Annotated in this window: 23 protein-coding genes, 1 tRNA gene and 1 pseudogene; 15 read left to right on the top strand and 10 right to left on the bottom strand. The window is 66.7% G+C overall.

The features are described from left to right. Positions 1-42: 42 nt before the first annotated feature. The gene (locus AB0B64_RS58630) at positions 43-624 is read right to left on the bottom strand and encodes a copper chaperone PCu(A)C (protein ID WP_357958057.1); all 582 of its coding nucleotides are present in this window, start codon (positions 622-624) and stop codon (positions 43-45) included. Positions 625-865: 241 nt separating this feature from the next. Here AB0B64_RS58630 and AB0B64_RS58625 point away from each other — a divergent pair, with 241 nt between their 5' ends. The 4 genes from AB0B64_RS58625 to AB0B64_RS58610 all read left to right on the top strand — a co-directional run bounded on the left by AB0B64_RS58625 (position 866) and on the right by AB0B64_RS58610 (position 2,708). Continuing rightward, the gene (locus AB0B64_RS58625) at positions 866-1,348 is read left to right on the top strand and encodes a CarD family transcriptional regulator (protein ID WP_043624891.1); all 483 of its coding nucleotides are present in this window, start codon (positions 866-868) and stop codon (positions 1,346-1,348) included. A 17-nt stretch (positions 1,349-1,365) separates the two neighbouring features. Further along, entirely contained in the window at positions 1,366-1,821 is a 456-nt protein-coding gene (ispF, locus tag AB0B64_RS58620; RefSeq protein WP_357958055.1) for a 2-C-methyl-D-erythritol 2,4-cyclodiphosphate synthase, read from the top strand. A 229-nt stretch (positions 1,822-2,050) separates the two neighbouring features. Beyond that, complete coding sequence (locus AB0B64_RS58615; RefSeq protein ID WP_357958053.1) at positions 2,051-2,338, top strand: GlsB/YeaQ/YmgE family stress response membrane protein; 288 nt, start codon at positions 2,051-2,053, stop codon at positions 2,336-2,338. 94 nt (positions 2,339-2,432) lie between these two features. Further along, complete coding sequence (locus AB0B64_RS58610; RefSeq protein ID WP_225294225.1) at positions 2,433-2,708, top strand: GlsB/YeaQ/YmgE family stress response membrane protein; 276 nt, start codon at positions 2,433-2,435, stop codon at positions 2,706-2,708. 128 nt (positions 2,709-2,836) lie between these two features. Here AB0B64_RS58610 and AB0B64_RS58605 read toward each other — a convergent pair whose 3' ends face one another. Continuing rightward, the gene (locus AB0B64_RS58605) at positions 2,837-4,549 is read right to left on the bottom strand and encodes a DUF2637 domain-containing protein (RefSeq protein ID WP_358205354.1); all 1,713 of its coding nucleotides are present in this window, start codon (positions 4,547-4,549) and stop codon (positions 2,837-2,839) included. A gap of 52 nt (positions 4,550-4,601) precedes the next feature. Here AB0B64_RS58605 and AB0B64_RS58600 point away from each other — a divergent pair, with 52 nt between their 5' ends. Continuing rightward, positions 4,602-4,988, top strand: a complete 387-nt coding sequence (locus AB0B64_RS58600; RefSeq protein WP_357958049.1) for a PPOX class F420-dependent oxidoreductase — start codon at positions 4,602-4,604, stop codon at positions 4,986-4,988. 43 nt (positions 4,989-5,031) lie between these two features. Further along, complete coding sequence (gene cysS / locus AB0B64_RS58595; RefSeq protein WP_357958047.1) at positions 5,032-6,423, top strand: cysteine--tRNA ligase; 1,392 nt, start codon at positions 5,032-5,034, stop codon at positions 6,421-6,423. A gap of 200 nt (positions 6,424-6,623) precedes the next feature. Here the strand turns inward: cysS and AB0B64_RS58590 are convergent, their stop codons facing one another. The 3 genes from AB0B64_RS58590 to AB0B64_RS58580 form a co-directional block, all read right to left on the bottom strand. Next, the gene (locus AB0B64_RS58590) at positions 6,624-7,289 is read right to left on the bottom strand and encodes a tetratricopeptide repeat protein (protein WP_357958045.1); all 666 of its coding nucleotides are present in this window, start codon (positions 7,287-7,289) and stop codon (positions 6,624-6,626) included. An 82-nt stretch (positions 7,290-7,371) separates the two neighbouring features. Further along, positions 7,372-7,527: a transposase gene (locus AB0B64_RS58585; protein WP_358205344.1), complete on the bottom strand. Its 156-nt coding sequence runs from the start codon at positions 7,525-7,527 to the stop codon at positions 7,372-7,374. A 143-nt stretch (positions 7,528-7,670) separates the two neighbouring features. Beyond that, entirely contained in the window at positions 7,671-8,105 is a 435-nt protein-coding gene (locus tag AB0B64_RS58580) for an organic hydroperoxide resistance protein (protein WP_357958042.1), read from the bottom strand. Between the two features lie 30 nt (positions 8,106-8,135). Here AB0B64_RS58580 and AB0B64_RS58575 point away from each other — a divergent pair, with 30 nt between their 5' ends. Both AB0B64_RS58575 and AB0B64_RS58570 read left to right on the top strand, forming a co-directional pair. Continuing rightward, entirely contained in the window at positions 8,136-9,317 is a 1,182-nt protein-coding gene (locus tag AB0B64_RS58575) for a TIGR03619 family F420-dependent LLM class oxidoreductase (protein ID WP_358205461.1), read from the top strand. Next, positions 9,314-10,153 carry an alpha/beta fold hydrolase gene (locus AB0B64_RS58570; RefSeq protein ID WP_358205335.1) on the top strand — a complete coding sequence of 280 codons (840 nt, stop codon included), beginning with the start codon at positions 9,314-9,316 and terminating at the stop codon, positions 10,151-10,153. Before AB0B64_RS58575 ends, AB0B64_RS58570 begins: the two co-directional genes overlap by 4 nt. A 181-nt stretch (positions 10,154-10,334) precedes the next feature. Here the strand turns inward: AB0B64_RS58570 and AB0B64_RS58565 are convergent, their stop codons facing one another. The 3 genes from AB0B64_RS58565 to AB0B64_RS58555 form a co-directional block, all read right to left on the bottom strand. Continuing rightward, on the bottom strand, positions 10,335-11,195 hold the full coding sequence (locus AB0B64_RS58565) for an NBR1-Ig-like domain-containing protein (protein ID WP_358205329.1): 861 nt from the start codon (positions 11,193-11,195) through the stop codon (positions 10,335-10,337). A gap of 198 nt (positions 11,196-11,393) precedes the next feature. Further along, positions 11,394-11,912 (bottom strand): hypothetical protein, encoded by a 519-nt coding sequence (locus AB0B64_RS58560; protein WP_358205324.1) that lies wholly within the window; start codon positions 11,910-11,912, stop codon positions 11,394-11,396. A gap of 96 nt (positions 11,913-12,008) precedes the next feature. Continuing rightward, on the bottom strand, positions 12,009-12,533 hold the full coding sequence (locus AB0B64_RS58555; RefSeq protein WP_358205321.1) for a hypothetical protein: 525 nt from the start codon (positions 12,531-12,533) through the stop codon (positions 12,009-12,011). A 382-nt stretch (positions 12,534-12,915) separates the two neighbouring features. Here AB0B64_RS58555 and AB0B64_RS58550 point away from each other — a divergent pair. From AB0B64_RS58550 to AB0B64_RS58530, 5 genes and pseudogenes are all read left to right on the top strand, one after another. Beyond that, positions 12,916-12,990 (top strand): annotated as a pseudogene (locus AB0B64_RS58550) (FAD-dependent monooxygenase); the annotation flags it as partial. A gap of 65 nt (positions 12,991-13,055) precedes the next feature. Next, on the top strand, positions 13,056-13,388 hold the full coding sequence (locus AB0B64_RS58545) for a hypothetical protein (RefSeq protein ID WP_357958032.1): 333 nt from the start codon (positions 13,056-13,058) through the stop codon (positions 13,386-13,388). 16 nt (positions 13,389-13,404) lie between these two features. Beyond that, complete coding sequence (locus tag AB0B64_RS58540; protein WP_357958031.1) at positions 13,405-13,800, top strand: VOC family protein; 396 nt, start codon at positions 13,405-13,407, stop codon at positions 13,798-13,800. A 265-nt stretch (positions 13,801-14,065) separates the two neighbouring features. Beyond that, complete coding sequence (locus AB0B64_RS58535) at positions 14,066-14,188, top strand: hypothetical protein (RefSeq protein ID WP_357958029.1); 123 nt, start codon at positions 14,066-14,068, stop codon at positions 14,186-14,188. A 40-nt stretch (positions 14,189-14,228) separates the two neighbouring features. Continuing rightward, positions 14,229-14,915 carry a winged helix-turn-helix transcriptional regulator gene (locus tag AB0B64_RS58530; RefSeq protein WP_357958027.1) on the top strand — a complete coding sequence of 229 codons (687 nt, stop codon included), beginning with the start codon at positions 14,229-14,231 and terminating at the stop codon, positions 14,913-14,915. A 12-nt stretch (positions 14,916-14,927) separates the two neighbouring features. Here AB0B64_RS58530 and AB0B64_RS58525 read toward each other — a convergent pair whose 3' ends face one another. Continuing rightward, a complete protein-coding gene (locus AB0B64_RS58525; protein WP_358205306.1) occupies positions 14,928-15,926 on the bottom strand; it encodes an alpha/beta hydrolase in 999 nt (332 codons plus the stop codon). 205 nt (positions 15,927-16,131) lie between these two features. Here AB0B64_RS58525 and rlmB point away from each other — a divergent pair, with 205 nt between their 5' ends. Beyond that, entirely contained in the window at positions 16,132-17,094 is a 963-nt protein-coding gene (gene rlmB / locus AB0B64_RS58520; RefSeq protein ID WP_357958024.1) for a 23S rRNA (guanosine(2251)-2'-O)-methyltransferase RlmB, read from the top strand. A 21-nt stretch (positions 17,095-17,115) separates the two neighbouring features. Beyond that, a tRNA-Thr gene (locus AB0B64_RS58515) sits at positions 17,116-17,188 on the top strand. A gap of 680 nt (positions 17,189-17,868) precedes the next feature. Here AB0B64_RS58515 and proS read toward each other — a convergent pair. Further along, entirely contained in the window at positions 17,869-19,311 is a 1,443-nt protein-coding gene (proS, locus tag AB0B64_RS58510) for a proline--tRNA ligase (RefSeq protein WP_358205300.1), read from the bottom strand. Positions 19,312-19,488 lie beyond the last annotated feature (177 nt).

Raw genomic sequence — 19,488 nt, 5'->3', positions numbered from 1 at the left:
CGGCACGTACCTCTTGTGCCGGACCGGGGCTTTCTCTTGGGGTCAGTGCTCCCCTTCGGCCGCGGCGGTGGCCGAGGGCGTAGGCGTCGGCGCGGCGGTCGCGTTGGGCGCCGGCGGGTAGTCCTTGAACTCGCGGCTGCGCGTGACCACAGGGACGTTCATGGACACGATCCCGGCGTTGGCGAACTGGAGGTCCAGCCGGATGCTCTCGCCGCCCCTGAGGCCCTTGGAGATGCCCTCCAGCATGATCTGCGGGCTCGGCTTGCCGGTGTTGACGAGCTGGTTGCTCGGCAGCTGGATCGGCGTGGTCACCTTCGCGGTGGCCATGGTGCCGGCGTTGACCGCCGTGAGCGTGTCAGGGGCGCCGTTGGTGTTGAGGATGTTCAGGTAGACCGGGGCGGAGCCGCCGTAGACGAGTTGTGCGCCGGAGTCGGGGCCGAGGATGAACGCCTGGGGGATGTGGATGCCATGCGTGCCGTAGTTCTTGGCCTGATCGAAGAGGACTCCGGCCTCATTGGGGGCGTACGGCTTGTTGGTGTCTGCGTCGAATCCAGCCGAACAGCCGGCGAGCACGGGGGCGGCCAGGAACGCGGCAGCGGCGACAATCCAGCGACGGCGGGTCACGAGCGGGTTCTCCTAGGGTCTTGCGCATGCATGTCGGGCAGCGCCCACCATATCCACCCGAATCCATGGTCATATCCGCACCCCTGCAGGTCATTAGCTATGCGCGCATATGCGATTCATAGAGTTGACGCCTTGTCAACCCCCAATATGCCGCTTTGACCTGCAGTTATGATGATTTCACTGTTCCGGGAGCCTGTGGATGCGTGGTACTCTGGAGTACAGCGGAAGGGGTACTTGTCACATGACTTTCCAGGTCGGCGACACTGTCGTCTACCCCCACCATGGGGCTGCTCGGATCGAAGCAATCACGAAGCGATCCATCAAGGGTGAGGAAAAGACCTACCTGGTGCTCAAGGTCGACAAGGGCGACCTTACCGTCCAGGTGCCAGCAGAAAACGCAGAACTCGTCGGCGTGCGCGATGTTGTCGGCCAGGAAGGCCTAGAGCGGGTTTTCGATGTTCTTCGGATGCCGCACACCGAGGAACCGACCAACTGGTCCCGGCGCTATAAGGCCAATCTGGAGAAGCTCGCGTCCGGCGATGTCAACAAGGTCGCCGAGGTGGTCCGGGACCTGTGGCGGAGGGACCGCGAGCGCGGCCTGTCCGCCGGTGAGAAGCGCATGCTCGCCAAGGCCCGTCAGATCTTGGTGAGTGAGCTGGCCCTCGCCGAGAAGACCAATGAGGACAAGGCGGAGGCCTTGCTCGACGAGGTTCTCAACTCCTGAACACGAAGCTTCCACGGGTGGGCGTCGGGGTCGACGTCCACCCGTTCGTTTCAGGGCGAGACCTGCATCTCGCCGGCCTGCACTGGCCGGGCGAGGTCGGGCTCGCGGGCCACTCCGACGGCGATGCCGCCGCGCACGCGGCTTGCGACGCGCTGCTGTCCGCCGCCGGGCTCGGCGATCTCGGTGGCCTGTTCGGCACCGCCGACCCGCGCTGGGCGGGCGCCTCGGGTGTCACGCTGCTGGAGGAGACCGCGCGCCAGGTACGTTCCGCGGGCTTCGAGATCGGCAATGTCGCGGTCCAGATCATCGGTAACCGGCCCAAGCTCGCGCCGCGCCGTACGGAGGCCGAGAAGGCGCTCAGCGCCGCTCTGGGGGCGCCTGTGAGCCTCAGCGCGACCACTACGGACGGGCTGGGGCTGACCGGGCGGGGCGAAGGGGTCGCGGCCATCGCGACGGCACTCGTTGTCTCTTAGTTCTGTTCGTCGTTCAAGGCGGTTCGTCAACCTTTACTGGCACTGCGGCGTCTTCTTACGGGATCCGTTGAGGGTATCCCGGCGGGCGCTGCCTCCGGCCCGCCGAGCGAACGGGGGCGGCGGTCCGTTACTGGCGCGGTACGGATCGCCGCCTTCCCGAGGGTACTTTCCCGATATGTCGGGTAAGTCCTTCTGAAGACATGTGGAACGTCTTCGGGGGGAGCTACACATGATCGGCGCGATTGTTTCCGCAGTCGTCATCGGCGCCATTGTCGGGGCACTGGCCCGGTTGATAGTGCCCGGTAAGCAGAACATGTCCATCGGCCTGACGCTGATCGTCGGCATCGTGGCGGCTCTGCTCGGCACGCTCATCGCTCAGGCGTTCGGCTGGGCCGACACCCGGGGCATCGACTGGCTGGAGCACATCATCCAACTCGCCCTGGCCGTCATCGGGGTCCTCATCGTAGCCAGGGTGAGCGCCGGAAAAACCGGCCGAACCGGAGGAACGCCGATCTGACCTGGCGTTTCCCAGCACCTACGCATATTCGCGCGTGGCCGGGTACTGATCTCCCTCGAGAGTGAACGGCTCACCCTCACTGGGAGGTTTGGTCATGACAATCCAGTCCATCCTTGGCGCCATCGTGATCGGCGCCGTGATCGGCGCCCTCGGTCGTCTGCTGCTTCCCGGCAGGCAGGCCATCGGGTGGATCCTCACCATCGTCGTCGGTATCGTCGCCGCCCTTGTGGGCACGCTCATCGCGCAGGTGCTCGGCGTCGCCACCACCAATGGCATCGACTGGATCGAACTCGTCATGCAGGTCGTTCTGGCCATTGTGGGTGTCGGGCTCGTGGCAGGGCTGCGGCGGGGCAGTGGTAGGAGCGTTTAGACGATGGCTTAGGCAGTTCCGCGACTGTGCCGAACCCCCTTCGGCGCGGAACGGTACGCGAAGACCCGCCCGGTACTTACACCGGGCGGGTCTTCTGCTGCGCTGGGCGGGACTTCTGCTGGGCCCGCTCAGTCCTCGGGTGGGAGGGGGGTGCTGCGGAGCCGGCCCGAGGGGGCGTCGTCTTCTACGACCGGGTGAGGGGCGGTGTCCTCAAGGGCGCGGTCCTGGAGTGAGCGGGTACGGGCGGTGGCGGACTCGGCGGGGTCGGCGACTTCCGGGCCGTGGTCGGGGTCGGGGTTGTGCCCCGCTTCGGCCTGTTCGGCGGCTCCGGCCCTGGTTTCGGCCTGTTCGGCGGCATCGGCGGCTTCGGCGGTTTCAGCGGCTTTGGCAGGTCTGGCGCGGGGAGGTGCGGCTGGGATGTCGCTGAAGACCCGGACCGGTTGGGTGTCGGTGTCCCGGTCGGTGACGACGGGGGTGCGGGGGTGGACGAGGACGTCGGTCGGCTTGACCCGATCGCCCCAGCGCACCGGACGCTTCTGCTCGTTGCCCGCCTCCGGGGTCGGCTGTGGCTCGGCGCTCGGCTCAGAGGCTGACACGGGCTCGGAGGCTGACACGGGCTCAGAGGTCGGCACGGGCTTGGGAGCCGGCTCAGGAGCCGGGATTGGCTCGGGTTCCGGGACAGGCAGGGCCGGTGCCGTGTCTTGGGGCTCTTCGTCGGCGGGTTCCTGAGCACGCTTGCGCAGGCCACGGCGGAGCTTCGCCGTCCGCTCGGGCGTGTCGGCGACTTGCGGCTCGGTCCGATCGCCCGGCGCGGTACGTCCGCTGGACTCGGTACGTCCGCCGGACTCAGTGCGCCCGCCGGGCTCGGGGTGTCCGCCGGGCTCGGGGCGTCCGTCGGGCTCGGGTTGTACGTCGGGCTCAGTGTGGACGCCCGGCTCAGCGCTGGCACCTCGCTCGGTGCGCCCGCCGGGCTCATCGCGTACATCTAGCTCGGCGTGTCCGCCTGGTTCACCACGTCCGCCTGGCTCCGTCCGTCCGTCCGAGCGGATACGGAGGCCCGCCTCCGACTCTGACTCCGGGTCGCGCTCTGACCGGTGGTGGGCCCACTCGAGCCTGGGTTTCGGCTCTTGGGCCTTCTCCGGCTGGTTGGGCCACTCGGCGGTCGGTTCCGGGCTGCGTAGCGGCAGATTTGTCGGTTCGGCGTCCGCATCCTGTGCGGGGGCGGCGGGCCAGTGGGTCACGCGGGCGGAGATGGGCGGGGTTTCCGGGGCGGGCGTGGGACCGATGACCGGGGTGGTCTCCAGCACGGGGTGGTGCAGCGGCTTGGTCAGCGGCGGCGGGTCCTCGGCGGGGCGGTTTCGGTGGAAGGGCACGATGTCCTGCTCCGCCGTACCGTCGTCATCGTCGTCTGTGGACGTCCTGCGGGCCTGGACGTGCTTGATGAGCAGCAACCACAGCCAGAGGGCGATCGCCAGCATGATCCACGGCGCGACCGCCACCCCCACCGCGAGAGGCCGTACGTCGAGCTGGACCTGGAGCGCCGTCGCGGCGTTCGACGCGGCGGCGGCCACGATGAGCAGGACCAGCACGACCGCCGCCTGGGCGCGTACCAGCAGGCGGGTCGAGCGCAGCAGGAGGACGCCGATCAGCGCGACGACCAGGAGCGCGTCGAAGCCGGCCGGATAGAGGAAGGCGAGGTCGGGTCGGGATTCGCCGCGGATGGCCAGCGCCCGCAGGTCGTCGAAGGAGAGCACGCAGGCGACTGCCGTCAGGCCGGCCACCGCGAGACCGGCGAGGGCGATGCCCAGGCGTCGGAGCGTAGAAGGGGGAGTCACGTCCATGGCGGTTCGAGCCTACAGAAGAATGGGGGGCAGGACCGATCAAGGGAGATACATGACCGAGCTCTCAGGGGACGTGCGCGAGCTGTTCGACGGGCCCAATTACGCGACGGTGACCAGCATCAATCCCGACGGCGGACCTCAGTCGACAGTCGTGTGGGTGCGTACGGACGGCGACGACGTCCTCTTCTCCACCGCCAAGGGGCGGCGCAAGCCGCGCAACTTCGAGCGCGACCCCCGGGCCAGCCTGCTCGTCATCGACCCGGCGAACCCCTACCGCTACGCCGAGGTCCGTGGTCGCGTGACCATGGAGGAGGACCCCGCGGGCGACCTCATCCAGGAGCTCTCGCTGAAGTACACCGGTAAGCCCTGGGAGGACAAGCCAGGAGTCGAGCGGCTAATTGTCCGCATAAGCCCAGAGAAGGTCATCATGCGTGCGTGATTAAAGGACCTGTGATGTCGGCTTAGGCGTTAGCCTTTCTTTCGTGAGCCTGCACATCTACGACACCAGCGCACGCGCCATCCGCGAATTCGTTCCGGTCGAAGCCGGCCGGGCGTCGATCTACCTGTGTGGGGCGACCGTGCAGGCTCCCCCGCACGTCGGGCACATCCGCTCGGGCGTCAACTTCGACGTGCTGCGCCGCTGGCTCATGCGTTCCGGATATGACGTGACGTTCTGCCGCAACGTCACGGACATCGACGACAAGATCATCCGGGTGGCCGCCGAAGAGGACGTCCCCTGGTTCACGGTCGCCGAGCGCAACCAGCGCGCCTTCACTTGGGCGTACGACACTCTCGGCTGCCTGCCCCCGACCGTCGAGCCCCGCGCGACCGGTCACGTGCCCGAGATGATCGTCCTGATGCAGCGGCTCATCGACCGCGGCCACGCCTACGCGTCGGGCGGCGACGTCTACTTCGACGTCGTCTCCTACGAGGACCGCTACGGCACGCTGTCCAACCAGAAGCTGGCCAACATGCGTGCGGCGGCCGACACCGACGACGAGTCGTGCAAGCGCGACCCGCGCGACTTCGCCCTCTGGAAGGGCGCCAAGCCCGGCGAGCCGACCTGGCCGACCCCGTGGGGCCTCGGCCGTCCCGGCTGGCACCTGGAGTGCTCGGCGATGGCCACCAAATACCTCGGGCCGGTGTTCGACATCCACGGTGGCGGGCTCGACCTGATCTTCCCGCACCACGAAAACGAGCTCGCCCAGTCCCAGGCGGCCGGAGACGACTTCTCCCACTACTGGATGCACAACGGCCTGGTCAAGATCGGCGCCGAGAAGATGAGCAAGTCGCTCGGCAACTCGCTGCTGATCCCGGAGATGGTGCAGAAGGTGCGCCCGGTGGAGCTGCGCTACTACCTCGCCGCACCGCACTACCGCTCGTCGATCGACTACTCGGAGGAGGCGCTGCGGGAGGCCGCGGCCGCCTACCAGCGCATCGAGGGCTTCGTGACCCGGGCCGCCGAAGTGATCCACGACGTCGACGCCGACGCTCCACTGCCGCAGGCGTTCAGCGACGCGCTCGACGACGACCTGGGCACCCCGCAGGCCCTCGCCGTCGTGCACGAGGTGGTCCGCGAGGGCAACGTGGCGCTGGCCAGGGGCGACAAGGAAGCGGTGGCACGCCTGCTGGCCGAGACCCAGAACATGCTCGACGTGCTGGGCCTCGACCCGCGCTCGGCGCAGTGGCGCTCGGCGAAGTCCGACCTCAAGCCGGTGGTCGACGCGCTGGTGGCCGTGGCGCTGGAGCAGCGTAAGGCTGCTCGGGCGCGTAGGGACTATGAGGCGGCTGACGCGATCAGGGACCAGCTGACGGCGGCGGGGATCACGGTGGAGGACACGCCGCACGGGGCTCGCTGGGAGCTGTCCCACTAGGATCCCGCCGTGGCCGACCCACTGGCTCCGGTAACCGGTCGGCGGTCACCGCACCCACAGGCTGCGGTGACCGCTCACGGCCTGTGGTCACCGCTCACGGCCTGTGGTCACCCACAGGCTGCGGTGACCACCGCCCGCGGTGATCCGCGAGCTCGTGTCATCGAAGGTTGAGCGGCTCAGGATTCACTCTGGTCGTGGGTCTAGCCCTGATCGGCGGCTGGCACCGTGATCTGCGTGCGCGCTTCCTCGACCTGGCGCATGATGCGTTCGGCGCCGCAGTCCGCCGCGGTGGCGTACGCCTCGTCCGCCAGCGCCAGCGCGTCGCTAGTGCGGTTTTCCGCGGCAGCGATGTAGATCAGCCCGACCTGATTGGCCGCGACTCCAGCCAACAGCCCTATCTCACGGCGCAGCCGTATCGATTCCTCCAGCCGCTCCCGCGCGGCCTCCAACCGACCGGCAGAATGCTCCGCGATCCCAAGATGCCGAAGCACCTCGGACTGGGTGAACCGATCTCCGGCCTGCGTCGCCAATTCGTACGACTGCTCGAACAGCGGGATGGCCGTACGGGTGTCACCCCGTACGACCTGATGAAAACAGCCCACCCAGAACAGCGACTCGGCCAGGCCGGGTAGATCGCCGAGCATTCGATACAGCTGCGTCGCACGCTCGAACAAGGCCAACTCATGCGTGACCTCCTGCCGGTCTTCGAGAAACCGCGCGTGCAGGATCCGGCCCCGAGCCAAGGCAAGATCAGCCTCGACCTTGTCCAGCTCCCGCTCCGCTCCTGCCAGCCCAGCGGTCTCGCCGGCGTAGACAGCGCGTTCGTATGCCACCCTGGCCCGCTCGATACGTTCTTCCGCATGCATCCCGCTCACCCCGTCCCGGCGTCGACGACACGGTACATCGATAGCCGCCACAAGATCGAGCCGTGCGTCAAGCGAGACCGTGTCAGGCAATGGGCCCCCGCCAGGTGTAGATCGTCTGGGTGCTGATGTCCAAGTCGCGGGCCAACTCGGTAACCGTGCGGCCCGCTTCGAGTAATCCAGCACCTTGCGCCGGAACTCCGGCGGGTAGCCCCGTCGTCCCATGCCACTTTCCACTCATCAAGTGGCACAAGAACCCAGAATCCACCTCCACCTAAGCCAGGGCACACCAGAGCCTCCACCCAACCCAGGGCAGCTCAGAGGTCGTTGCTCGGCGAGCCTGGCGTTGAGCTGGCACGTTGGACTCGTGGCTGCGTGTTCACCTCAGAGTGTGGAGCCATTCACTGACAGGGCGACGTCGATGTTGCCGCGTGTGGCGTTGGAGTACGGGCACACCTGGTGCGCGGTGCGCACCAGACCGGCGGCCTGCGCCGGGTCCTCGATCGAGGGCAGCGTGACGTCCAACTCGACCCCGAGCTTGAACGTGCCGTTGGCGTTCGGGATCAGCATGACCTTGGAGTCCACCGCCGCGTCCCCAGCCTCCAACCCCTGCCGTTGCCCGAGCATCGTCAGGACAGCGGAGAAGCAGGCGGCATAGCCGACCGCGAACAGCTGCTCCGGGTTCGTCCCATCACCATCGCCACCCAGTTCTTTCGGCTGGCGCAGGTTCACATCCAGCATCCCGTCGCTGGAGCGGCCGTGCCCGTGTACCCGGCCACCGGTCACCTGTGCCTGCGCGGTATAGAGCGGTTTCGTCATGTCGGAGTCCTTACCATCGTCTTCTTGAAAGTGAATCGTAGACTTCAAAAACAGGAAGTCAATGCTTTAAGATCCGATCGTGATCACTTCGCTGGAGGAACTATGACGAGCCCTCAGGTCGGCTATCTGCTGCCGACACGTGACTGGGTCGTTCTGGGAGATCGGGAGCCGTCCGCGCTGGTCGAGCAGGCGCGACTGGCTGAGAGCCTCGGCTTCGACTCCGTCTGGGCCGGCGACAGCCCGGTGACCCGGCACCGCGCGGATCCGCTGATGCTCCTGTCCGCGGTGGCCGCCACGACGGAACGGGTGACGCTCGGCACGGCCGTGCTCCTGCCCGCCTTGCGTCATCCGATCCTGCTGGCACACCAACTGGCCACGCTGGACCGGATCGCCGACGGGCGCCTCATTGCCGGGATGGGCGCCGGATTCCCGCATCCGAACACCGAGGCACAGTTCGACGCGCTCGGCATCGCGTTCAAGCGCCGGGTCAGCCGTACCGAAGAGTCGATCGACGTGATGCGGCGCCTGTGGGCCGGCGGCGGGGCGGTGTCGTACCAGGGCGCGCATTTCGACTTCCAAGATGTGGTGCTGGAACCCAAGCCCGCGCAGGTAGGGGGGCCGCCGATCTGGCTGGCGGGAAGCGGCGCGGCAGCGCTGCGGCGCGTGGGACGACTGGCCGATGGGTGGTTGCCGTATCCACCGACAAGTGAGACGTACGCCCATGAATGGGGCGTGGTCCAGGAGGTGGCACATCTGGGCGGTCGTGGGTCTGGTGAGGTGGCACGCCTGGGCGGTCCTGCGTACGGCGAGGCGGCATCTGTGGTGGAGCCTGCCGTGGGTGAGGTGGAACCTCTGGCGGAGTCTGCCGTGGGTGAGGCGGACTCCCTGGTGGGGCCTGCTGCGGGTGAGGGAGTGCGCGTGATCACGCCTGCGCTGTACGCGACGGTCTGTCTCGATGATGACCCTGAGCGGGCGCGAGGCCGTCTGCGGACCAGTATTGAGCGCTACTACAACGCGCCGCTCGAGTTCATCGAGTCCATTCAGGCCACGTTCGCCGGATCCGCTGCCGATGCGGTCGATTGGTTGAGCGCGTACGCCTCAGCCGGGGTGCGGCACGTGGTGATCCGGTTCGCCGTCGATGACCATCGCGCGGCGTTGGAGGAGTTCGCCGACCGGGTGCTGCCGCGGCTTCGCGCGGAGATCCGTCCATGACCACCTTTGTTCTGGTTTCCGGTGCTTGGCATGGTCCCTGGGCGTGGGATCGCGTCGTTCCCTTGCTCGAACGCGCGGGAGCGCGCACCGTCGTTCCTGACCTCGTGTACGGCCGTGACGTGGGTCTGCATGATCATGTGGCACAGGTCGTCGCCGCAATCGACGCTGCCGGAGCCGAGATCGGCGCCGACACCAAAGGCGCCGAGATCAAGGGCGCCGGAGCCGGGGTCGAGACCGAGGCTGGAGCCAGGGCCGGGGCTAGGGCTAGGGCTAGAGCCGAGACCGGGACTGAGGCTGGGGTCGAGGCCGAGAGCCGTCGAGAGATCGATGTCCGCTCTGGCGGCGGTGTTGTGCTGGTTGGGCACAGTTACGGGGGCTTGGTGGTACGGCAGGCAGCCGACCTCCGTCCCGAACGCGTTGACCATGTGATCATGGTGGAGGGCTGGGCCGGGACGAACGGGGACAGCCTGCTCAGCCTTGCTCCCGAAGGGTTCGTGAAGTTCGTTCAGGCTTCGGCCGATGGCTGGCAGGTGCCCGCTCCCGCGCCGGCGCTCTTCGGCATCACCGATCCGGCCGACGCCGCGTGGCTTCAGGAGCGGTTGCGTCCGCAGCCGCTGCGTACCTTCACCGAAGGCACGCGCCTGACCGGGGCCGTCGATCGGATCCCTGGGACAGGGGCCTACTGCCGGCCGCAGACCTTCGCCTTCGACAGGTTCGCCGAGGCGGTCGGCTATCGAACCGTCGCGCTGGACGGGCCACATGATGTGCCGCTCACCGATCCGGGTGCTGTCACTGCCGTACTTCTAAGGGCTCGTGCGGGTGATTTCGTAGTGTGAGTGGTCGCCCTGATCCACGACGTACTCAACCGCGTCGCCCGCTCTTGAGCACCGTCATCACCTGGAGTTACCGGGCAAAGCCGCGGGCGTTCGAGCCACCCCCAACCCGCGCGGTGGGTGTGCCGAGGCGGATGTGACAGGCCGGTCCCTCGACCCGGCCAAGACCTGCTTCGAGAGGGGATCAGCCGACGACCACGTCCAGGAAGATCGGCTTCTTGGCGGACAGCAGCTGAGTCCCGGTCTCGTCGGTCATCTTCCAGTAGATCTTGCATCTGCCGGGGGAGTCCGATGCGCGGACGCGTACCGCGATGTCGACGGGCTCGCCCGGCTGGACCACGCGGATCTCGACCCGTTTGGGGGCGCGGCACGGGGTGTCGTTCAGCCGGGTGAGAAAGCGTCCCCGCCATGGGATGGTGCCGGTGTTCCTGATCCGCCAGATCTTCGTGAACTCCGTCCCCGTCTTCACCACCGTGCCGTCCGGATGGGTGACGTCCTGCTCGAAGGCGGAATCGTCGTAGGAGGAGGCAGCCTGAGCGGGGGTGGCCGACGTGGTGGGCTTGTTCTTTCCGGAGAGTGGGGCGAGCCAGATGAAGAGGGCGGCACCGGCGGTCGCGACCGCCGCGATCATGGCCAGCCTTCTGGCAAGGAGAGGCCGGGCTCGGCGTTCGAGGTGCTCCGCCTGCCCAGCGTAGGTCTGGTCGTGACCCGTACGGTCCTCGATGGTCTCGCTACGTGCGGCGCTCGCGGCCTGCTCCCAGTGGGATCGCCACTCGCGCCTGGCCTCCGCGGCGTCCTGCTTCAGCCGGTCGACGGCGAGGACCCGGACGAACTCCCACGTCGTCTCCCAGGTCGGGAGTACCTGCCCCCGGGCGGCGGCGGCCAGCGAGGACTTCGAGGCCGCCGCGCCCATGCGGGTCGACATCTCCGCGTAGGACGGGTCGCCCGCCTCCGCCTTGAGCTCCGACAGTCGATACGCGAGGGCCGCCACCGGGCTCGCGGCCGGGTCCAGCCGGACCGGCTTTCGCCCAGGCCGCGATCCCATGCCCGTCCGCAGCGGGCCAGGCTCGTCCCCCTGCGAGCCTGATGACCCTGGTAATTCCGGCATCTTCACCTGCCCTGTCCGGCGCCGTCATCCGGCCGTGCCGACGACTCCGGCATGGCCTGTGACACCTGAGAGCAAATGAGATTACCTGAATTGTCCAAATAAGTCCGGAATTCTGCGGTCTACTCGGGGGCGTGGTCATTCGCCCGCGCATGCCCGGAAGCCGTACTCCGCCGCGAAGGATCGCAGCGCCTTCTCGTTCTCGTCCGGTTCCAAGGACTGTTCCACCGCCTTCTTCGCCTCGCCCTCCCTGCCTGTGCGCATCGCCGTCTCCGCGCTTCCGCTGAGTTCGCGCAGGCTCGCGACCAGTGCCCTGGCGGGCACGTAAAACCTCTCCCGCACCCGCGGGACGTCACCACCGGGCGGCGCGATCGCTTCTATCGCGGCGATGGTGCTGGTCATCGACTCCGACGCGCGGCGCAGTTCGTCCACCTCCTCGCGCAGGTTCGCGGGTGGCTCCTCGCGGAGATCCGACTGTCGGGAGGCTTCCTCACACACCGCGTCTACGGCGGCGATGTACTGCCTTTTGACGTCCTCGTACGGTTTCTCCTCCGCCACCGAGACCGTCGCCCACAGCACGAAAGCCACGGCGGCCGGCACGATCCCGCCGACGATCACACGCCACGCCGGGACATGCCTTCTCTCAGGCGATCCCATCCGCCGCTCACTCCTTCGGAAGAAGACGCCCTTGGCGCTCTCGCGAGCGCCAAGGGCCGAAGTCCGGCCGAGCTACGTCCCCGTCCCAGCCCGGGATCAACACCGGATCCGACGCTCCTGCGACCGCTTGTACAGGGTGGCCACTTCGCTGCCACGCAGGAGGGAGTAGAGATGCACCTTGGTCTGGTTCCGGTAGAGCTGGCTACCGCCGGAGCACTTCCACGAAGGTGTCGTCGTCACGGTGAACGCCTCCCTTCCCTTCTTCACCTCCGAGGTGGCCTTCGTCCGCCAGAAACCGAGGCCGCGATACTGCTGGAGGCTCGTCTTGACCACGGCCCGGCGGCCCCACTCGCCCTTCTCGCAGTGGACCTGCCTGCTGGTCGTGATGTAAGCGCCGCTCCTGTACGGGGTCTTTATCCGTTGCCAGCCCTTGCAACGGTCGTGGTAACTGATCCCCAGGTACGACTTGGCCGACCAGCCCGGTGCTGCCAGGACGCCCGAGCTGTCCGAGACAGCGGTGACGCCCTGCCCCGCCTGCGCCGACGCTGACGACCCCGCCATAAGCCCGGCCGTCAGCCCGACGACGAGAGCCGCTCCTGTAATCCCTTTTCGTCCGATCATCGGATCTCCTTTCAAAGAAATCCTCTGCACTTTCCGACTCGGGAGTCTCCGATCAACCGCGTACAGCGATTCAGCGGAATATCCGCACGCCCGTCAATGGCGCCGATAACGAACCCCGGAACTGGGAACGGCACCACTCTGACCGCCACTGCCCGGCTCCGGCAAGCGATCTGCCCTGTAAAGTCATCCGAACATTGTCCAGAGCTATTAGGACAATCAAATTCGCAGGTCAGGGGCCTATGTAAGGGATTCAACGCAGCAGTGTAATCCTTCCCGGCTTTACACGATAGGCGCTCACGCCGAGCCCACTTTGAGCCTCGCAGCAATTGCGGCATTCGGCAATTCAGGGTCGACGTAGTGCTCGGGAAGGAATCGGGCGGATATGGCCATCGCCGAACGCTACCGCCACGGGCGGATCCTGCTGGCCGGTGACGCGGCGCACCTGTTCCCGGCCACCGGGGTGGCACTCAACGCCGGCATGCTCGACGCGGTCAACCTGGCCTGGAAGCTGGCCGCTACCCGATGCCCGGTACGAGCCCTCACCCGCTGGCCGGCACCTTCGCCCCCAACCTCACCCTGCACACCGACCAGGGCACGACCGACGTCGCCGACCTCCTGCACCCCGCCCGGCCCGCCCTGCTCGACCTCGCCGACCGCCCAGAACTCCGTGAAACCGCCCAGGACTGGCGGCAACGCGTCGACATCCACACCGCCAAGACCGACGATCGAACGGCCGACGCGCTGCTGATCAGGCCGGACGCCCACATCGCCTGGGCCGCTACCCTCGACGAACCCGCCGACAGCGCCACGCCCCCGCTGCGTGAGGCACTTTCCGCATGGTTCGGAACGCCGTGAAACATCTGGGAGAGACATGACAAGTAGATTCACCGAGTTGGCTGTGGACTGCCACGATGCGGAGAGACTCGCGGCCTTCTGGTGCGAGGTCCTGGACTTCAAAGTGATCGACCGGCACGAGGGCAAGGTCGAGATCGGCTCCTGGGAGCCGACCGTCGAGGAGGTCCGGGCCCGCCAGATGTCGCCCACCCTGGTGTTCATCCAGGTGCCCGAGGGCAAGACCGTGAAGAACCGGCTTCACCTCGACGTCAGCCCGATCGACGGCAGCACCGATGACGAGGTGACCAGACTGCTCGGCCTCGGCGCCATCAAGAGAGATGTGGGCCAAGGCCCGGACCGAAGCTGGGTGGTCATGGCCGACCCCGAGGGCAACGAGTTCTGCGTCCTGCGCACCCTGGCGCCGCCCAACTAGATGACCGATCCCAAGGGTTGGTGGTCGTAGGCGGTCAGTGAGCGCAGGACGGGCTGTCCGGTCTGGTCGTTGTGCCAGATGGCGGTGGTCAGCGTGCGGATGCGCTGCATAACTCAGGCGACGACGCAGGCGGGAACCGGTGCATCCTGTCTGCCGTCGCGCGGCCGAGGCGATCCCCTGCGATAGCTCCGCGTTCAGCCGTCCCCGGGCCTTGACGGGCCCGGGCGGTCAGATCGCGGTTGAGCGTCGGGAGGTAGGTGCGGTCGTGGGCGAACTGCTGACGGGCCTTGGGCAGGGCCAGGTCGTCGCGGCTCGACTGTCCCTTTCTCCCGTACTTGGTCTGCCCTCCGAGATGACCGGCGACCTGGCCGAGACCGCCTCTGACTAGGAAGTTCAGAATCAGGAAGCCCGAAGCTTAGAATGTTGAAGTGGATCAGCGATCGTACAACCAGTTCTGTGCCACTGCCCGGACCTTGGACATCGTGGGCGAGCGGTGGACGCTGCTGCTCGTGCGCGAGTTGCTGACCGGGCCGAAGCGGTTCGGAGATCTGCAGCACAGCCTTCGCGGGCTGGGCACCGGGCTGCTGGCGGCTCGGATGAAGCATCTCGAGCGTGAGGGGCTGGTACGCAAGATCGTGCTGCCTGCGCCGGCGCGTACCCCTGCTTATGCCCTGACCGAAGCCGGCGAGGAGCTGGGGCCTGCGGTGCTGGCTCTGGCGCGGTGGGGCATGAAGTGGGCGATGGGGGAGCGCAAGGAAGGGGAGGCGTTCCAGGCCGGGTGGGCGGTGCTGGCGCTGCGGGTCGGCTTCGAGCCGGAGGCGGCGGTGGGGTTGCGGGCGGTGTACGAGTTCCGGGTTTCCGATGAGGTCTTTCACGCTCGGGTCGACGACGGGACGATCGAAACGGTGCATGGGCCCGCTCAGCGGCCGGATGTCGTTATTGAGATGGATGACGATGTTCTGGTGGACATGGGGGCGGGGCAGGGGACGCTTGGCGATGCGATCAAGAGCGGAGCTGCGAGGGCTTTTGGGGACCTTGAGGCTTTGGGGAGGTTGCACGGGTTGTTCCGATTCCCTCAGCCGGAGGCTCGGATGGGTGGGCAGGGGGCGTCGTAGCTCATATCAGATTCAGAGCCTGTCCACTTCGACGACGGCTTCGGCGAACGGCTGCGGGGCCTCCTGCGGCACGTTGTGGCCGACTCCCCGCAGGGTCCGGTGTACGTACTTGCCGGTGAAGTGCTTGCGGTAGGCGGAGCCGCCGCCTGCCGGGGTGAAGGGGTCGCGTTCGCCGTCGAGGGTGATCGTGGGCAGGGAGATGGCGGGAGCCGCGGCCAGTCGCTTCTCGATGCCGTCGTACCTCGGGTCGCCCGCGGCCAGGCTCAGCCGCCAGCGGTAGTTGTGGATCACGATGGGCACCCAGTCCGGGTTCGTGAAGGACGCCGCCGTGCGCTCGAACGTGGCATTGTCGAACTTCCAGGTCGGGGAGACGTTCTCCCAGATGAGCCTGGCGAAATCGTGCCGGTACCGTTCGAGGCCGAGCCGGCCCCTCTCGGTGGCGAAGTAGTACTGGTACCACCAGGCCAGCTCGGCTCGCGGCGGCAGGGGCTCCTTTTGCGCCTCGCGGTTGGTGATCAGGTAGCCGCTCACGGAGACCAGGGCCTTGCAGCGCTCGGGCCAGAGGGCGGCGATGATGTCGGCCGTACGCGATCCCCAGTCGAACCCGGCCAGGATCGCCTTCTCGATCTTGAGGGCGTCCATCAGGGCGATGATGTCGAGGGCGATCACCGACTGCTGGGCGTTCCGGAATGTCCGGTCTGAGAGGAAGCGGGTCGTGCCGTGGCCCCGGAGGTAAGGGACGATCACTCGATAGCCCTTCTTTGCCAGTAGGGGTGTCACCTCGACAAAGCTCTGGATGTCGTACGGGAATCCGTGCAGCAGGATGACCGCGGGACCGGCGGCGGGACCGGCCTCCGCGTACCCGATGTTCAGGACACCGGCCTTGATCTGTTTCACCGGCGTCTTCCGGTTGTCGGGTACGACCGCCGAGGCCGAGGCGGCCGGGAGGTTGGGCAGTGAAGCCGCGGCCGTTCCCGCGAGGAGCAGCTTGGAGAACGTTCGCCTATCCATATATTTCACCTTCCGGGAAACAATATGAACATGTGTATGTACATAGAGTAACCGAATCGGTTGGGAGGGAGTGCGCCGGGATTGCCGCCCCCTATCGGCCTCGCAAGTGAACCAACTGCGCCTATCGACCTGAGGGCCCGCTCGTAGCAGGGTGTGATCTTGAGTGAGGCGTGAGATGGGTGGTGGCCCGAGTACGCTTAATGCCATGGCAGCTGGCGGTAGGGCATCGGGCAGGCCCGCGAAGAAGAAGGGCCCGTCCAAGGGCACCGGTGGGCAGGGACGCCGCGGGCTCGAGGGCAGGGGCTCCACCCCGCCTGCCGAGATGCGTCACTGGTACAAGGACAAGGCCCGTTCCGAGCGGATCGCCCGCGAAGAGCAAGGCGGCGGACGGCGGCCCGCTCCGGCCCGGCAGCGGCGTTCCGAGGACGCGCCCGAATACATCGGCGGCCGAAACCCGGTGCTCGAGGCCCTGGTCGCCGGAGTGCCGGCCACCGCGCTATATGTCGCGCAGCGCATCGAGAGCGACGACCGCGTACGCGACTCGATCAAGGTCGCGACGGAGCGGGGCATCGCGCTGCTCGAATCGACCCGCGAGAAGCTTGACCGGCTCACCGAAGGCGCCGTTCACCAGGGGATCGTGCTTCAGATCCCGGCCTATGACTATGCGCACCCTTCTGAGCTGGTCGAATTGGCGCAGGATGCCGCAGAAGTCCCCTTGGTCGTGGCCCTCGACGGCGTCACCGACCCCCGCAACCTGGGCGCCATCGCGCGTTCGGCGACCGCTTTCGGAGCGCACGGGCTGCTGATCCCGTCGCGGCGTTCGGCCGGAGTGACGGGCGGGGCCTGGAAAACCTCCGCGGGCACGCTGGCCAACCTCCGCGTGGCACGGGCGTCCAACCTCACGGCGGCGCTGCGTGAATATCGGGACGCCGGCCTGTTCGTGATCGGACTCGATGGCGAGGGCAGCGCGGACATCGGCGACGTCGACCTGCTGAACGAGCCGCTGGTGGTCGTGGTGGGCTCCGAGGGCAAGGGGCTGTCGCGGCTGGTGCGGGAGCAGTGCGATGTTGTGGCACGGATTCCCATGCGGGCGGCGGCGGAGTCGTTGAACGCTGGGGTGGCGGCTGGGGTGGCGTTGTACGAGGTGGCTCGTCATCGGGGTCGCTGACCGTCTACACTGATAGGCCGCGCCGACGTAGCTCAATCGGCAGAGCATCTGTCTTGTAAACAGAAGGTCAGGGGTTCGATTCCCCTCGTCGGCTCTCCATCAGATGGCCTCTGAACAGGGATTTCTTGTTCAGAGGCCATCTGTTTGTCAGGACAAAGTCGAGATCTTGCTAACACCCTTGCTAACAGAGAGCCCGGCAGGCAACGGCAGCGCTTCGCCTCAGGCATCGCCGACACCTACGCGCTCGGCCTGCTCTCCGAGGCCCCTGGACTCGGCATTCCAGTAGTCATCCTGCCGTTCGTCAACACCGCCCTAGCCTCACGAGCCCCCTTCCAACGCAGTGTTGACCAGCTCAGGTCTGAAGGAGTCCGAGTCCTACTCGGCCCAGCTCAGTTCGAGCCACACCCGCCCAGCTCTGGCGGGAAACGCATCGACAGCTACCCCTGGGCTTTGGCGCTGGAAAACTTGCCGAATTGATCTCATAGGTATCAAGCGGCGGCGCGGCGCGCCGCCGTACCACCGGCCCTCCGCCCGCCCGCCGTCCGGGCGTGCGGCCTGGGGGCCGGTCCCGGACAGCGGCGGGACACCGGGCCGGGCACCGCACGCCCGCCCCGCCGTACTGACCGGACGCTCTGGCCGGGGTTGCCGCGCCGCCGCACAGATGCAGCCCTACGATCGCCACTGCATGGCTGGACGCCGTACGTGCTTGGGGCGATCGACGAGCCGGGACTTCGTTCCTCAGCCCCGGCTCACGGAGCATCGTGGTAACCGTGATCAGTAAGCCCGCCCAAAAATGACACGCTTGCCATATGCCGATGCTTCACCGCAATGCATGCACCATCCGGTCTCCGGAGTACCGTCGAGCGGAATGCAGCGTGGAGTTGCTGCGACCTTGGCCTTGATGTCGTCCTCACAGGCGGGTCTGCCGCAGTGCAAGACCAACGCCCATCCCGATGCCACCGCCTTCGTGAAGGCGTCCCAGGTGTCCACTCTCATGGTGTGACTGTCGCGGTATTCGGTAGCCCGCTGAAGAAGGAAGGCTTGGAACTCCTCCAGTACGCCAGGAATGAGCTCCGGTGCAGAAGACAGCGAGATGCTTTGTTTGCCTTCGTCGCCCAGCCTCTTGGCCATCACTACAGTGCCAGACTCAAGATCACGCGGACCGAGTTCCAGCCGGATAGGGGCGCCGCGCAGCTCCCATTCATTGAACCGGAAGCCAGGTGAAAGCTGTGCGCGATCATCGACATGGGTACGTATACCGGCCGCCTTAAGTCGCCCTGCAAGCTCCAGTGCCGCGGCCGAGGTCTGCGCGCCCTGATCGCCACGTCCAATCGGCACGATTACAACTTGATAGGGGGCGAGTCTAGGTGGTAGGACCAGGCCCTTGTCGTCGCCGTGGGTCATGATGACGCCGCCGATCATCCTCGTCGACATGCCCCATGAAGTGGTGTGACACAGTTCGAGACGACCAGCTTCGGAGGTGTACTGGATGTCGAAGGCTTTGGCGAAATTCGTGCCCATGTAGTGGGAGGTTCCAGCTTGGAGCGCCTTGCCGTCCCTCATCATGCCCTCGATGGTGAAGGTACGCACTGCGCCGGCGAACCGCTCCCCAGGTGTCTTCTCGCCAGGTACTACTGGGATCGCCGCGATGTCCCGCGCAACCTCCGTGTAGAGATCCAGTGCCAGCATCGTCTCGCGCATGGCGTCCGCCTCGTCGGCGTGTGCTGTGTGACCCTCTTGCCAGAGGAATTCCGTCGTGCGCAGGAACATGCGGGGCCGCAATTCCCAGCGCACGACGTTGGCCCACTGATTCAGCAGGAGCGGAAGGTCTCGATGGGATGAGACCCACTTGGCCATCATCTCGCCGATGATTGTCTCTGAGGTCGGCCGAACGACCAGCGGCTCTTCGAGCTCCTTACCGCCAGCGTGAGTGACAACGGCGAGCTCAGGGGAGAATCCCTCGACGTGATCGGCCTCTCGCCGAAGGTAACTCTCTGGGATCAGCAGAGGGAAGTAAGCATTCTCATGACCGGTGTCCTTGATCCGGCGATCAAGTTCCTCTTGGATGAGCTCCCACAGGCGGTAGCCGTACGGTCGGATGACCATGGTGCCCTTGGCGGGTCCCCTGTCAACGAGCTGCGCCTTGGCAACCAGCTCGTTGTACCAGGCCGAGAAGTCCTCATTCTGAGGAGTCACACCACGTTCATCACGTCCCATGCACGGAGAATATCGCTCATGGCATGTCCTCGTGGCCCGTGGAGGACGGCCTTGCAACAGTGACCCACGGGAATGGGGCGGATGTGTCAATCCCCCGAAAACGTGGAGACGGTTCTATGCCACAGCGGTCCTCAGCAGGACGGATGAGGCTTGCCGCTTGTCGATCATGTGATGTTC

It is taken from the genome of Nonomuraea sp. NPDC049129 (assembly GCF_040648495.1).
Classification (GTDB): domain Bacteria; phylum Actinomycetota; class Actinomycetes; order Streptosporangiales; family Streptosporangiaceae; genus Nonomuraea.
Note: the sequence above shows the minus strand (reverse complement) of the source record. Positions and strands in the feature narration are given on the sequence as shown.

Excerpts from the sequence above, each read along its gene's own strand:
- AB0B64_RS58625 (WP_043624891.1), top strand. The coding sequence starts at position 866 with ATGACTTTCCAGGTCGGCGACACTGTCGTCTACCCCCACCATGGGGCT.
- AB0B64_RS58615 (WP_357958053.1), top strand. The coding sequence starts at position 2,051 with ATGATCGGCGCGATTGTTTCCGCAGTCGTCATCGGCGCCATTGTCGGG.
- AB0B64_RS58610 (WP_225294225.1), top strand. The coding sequence starts at position 2,433 with ATGACAATCCAGTCCATCCTTGGCGCCATCGTGATCGGCGCCGTGATC.
- AB0B64_RS58605 (WP_358205354.1), bottom strand. The coding sequence starts at position 4,549 with ATGGACGTGACTCCCCCTTCTACGCTCCGACGCCTGGGCATCGCCCTC.
- AB0B64_RS58600 (WP_357958049.1), top strand. The coding sequence starts at position 4,602 with ATGACCGAGCTCTCAGGGGACGTGCGCGAGCTGTTCGACGGGCCCAAT.
- AB0B64_RS58590 (WP_357958045.1), bottom strand. The coding sequence starts at position 7,289 with ATGCATGCGGAAGAACGTATCGAGCGGGCCAGGGTGGCATACGAACGC.
- AB0B64_RS58585 (WP_358205344.1), bottom strand. The coding sequence starts at position 7,527 with ATGAGTGGAAAGTGGCATGGGACGACGGGGCTACCCGCCGGAGTTCCG.
- AB0B64_RS58580 (WP_357958042.1), bottom strand. The coding sequence starts at position 8,105 with ATGACGAAACCGCTCTATACCGCGCAGGCACAGGTGACCGGTGGCCGG.
- AB0B64_RS58570 (WP_358205335.1), top strand. The coding sequence starts at position 9,314 with ATGACCACCTTTGTTCTGGTTTCCGGTGCTTGGCATGGTCCCTGGGCG.
- AB0B64_RS58565 (WP_358205329.1), bottom strand. The coding sequence starts at position 11,195 with ATGGGATCGCGGCCTGGGCGAAAGCCGGTCCGGCTGGACCCGGCCGCG.
- AB0B64_RS58560 (WP_358205324.1), bottom strand. The coding sequence starts at position 11,912 with ATGGGATCGCCTGAGAGAAGGCATGTCCCGGCGTGGCGTGTGATCGTC.
- AB0B64_RS58555 (WP_358205321.1), bottom strand. The coding sequence starts at position 12,533 with ATGATCGGACGAAAAGGGATTACAGGAGCGGCTCTCGTCGTCGGGCTG.
- AB0B64_RS58545 (WP_357958032.1), top strand. The coding sequence starts at position 13,056 with ATGCCCGGTACGAGCCCTCACCCGCTGGCCGGCACCTTCGCCCCCAAC.
- AB0B64_RS58540 (WP_357958031.1), top strand. The coding sequence starts at position 13,405 with ATGACAAGTAGATTCACCGAGTTGGCTGTGGACTGCCACGATGCGGAG.
- AB0B64_RS58525 (WP_358205306.1), bottom strand. The coding sequence starts at position 15,926 with ATGGATAGGCGAACGTTCTCCAAGCTGCTCCTCGCGGGAACGGCCGCG.
- rlmB (WP_357958024.1), top strand. The coding sequence starts at position 16,132 with ATGGCAGCTGGCGGTAGGGCATCGGGCAGGCCCGCGAAGAAGAAGGGC.
- proS (WP_358205300.1), bottom strand. The coding sequence starts at position 19,311 with ATGGGACGTGATGAACGTGGTGTGACTCCTCAGAATGAGGACTTCTCG.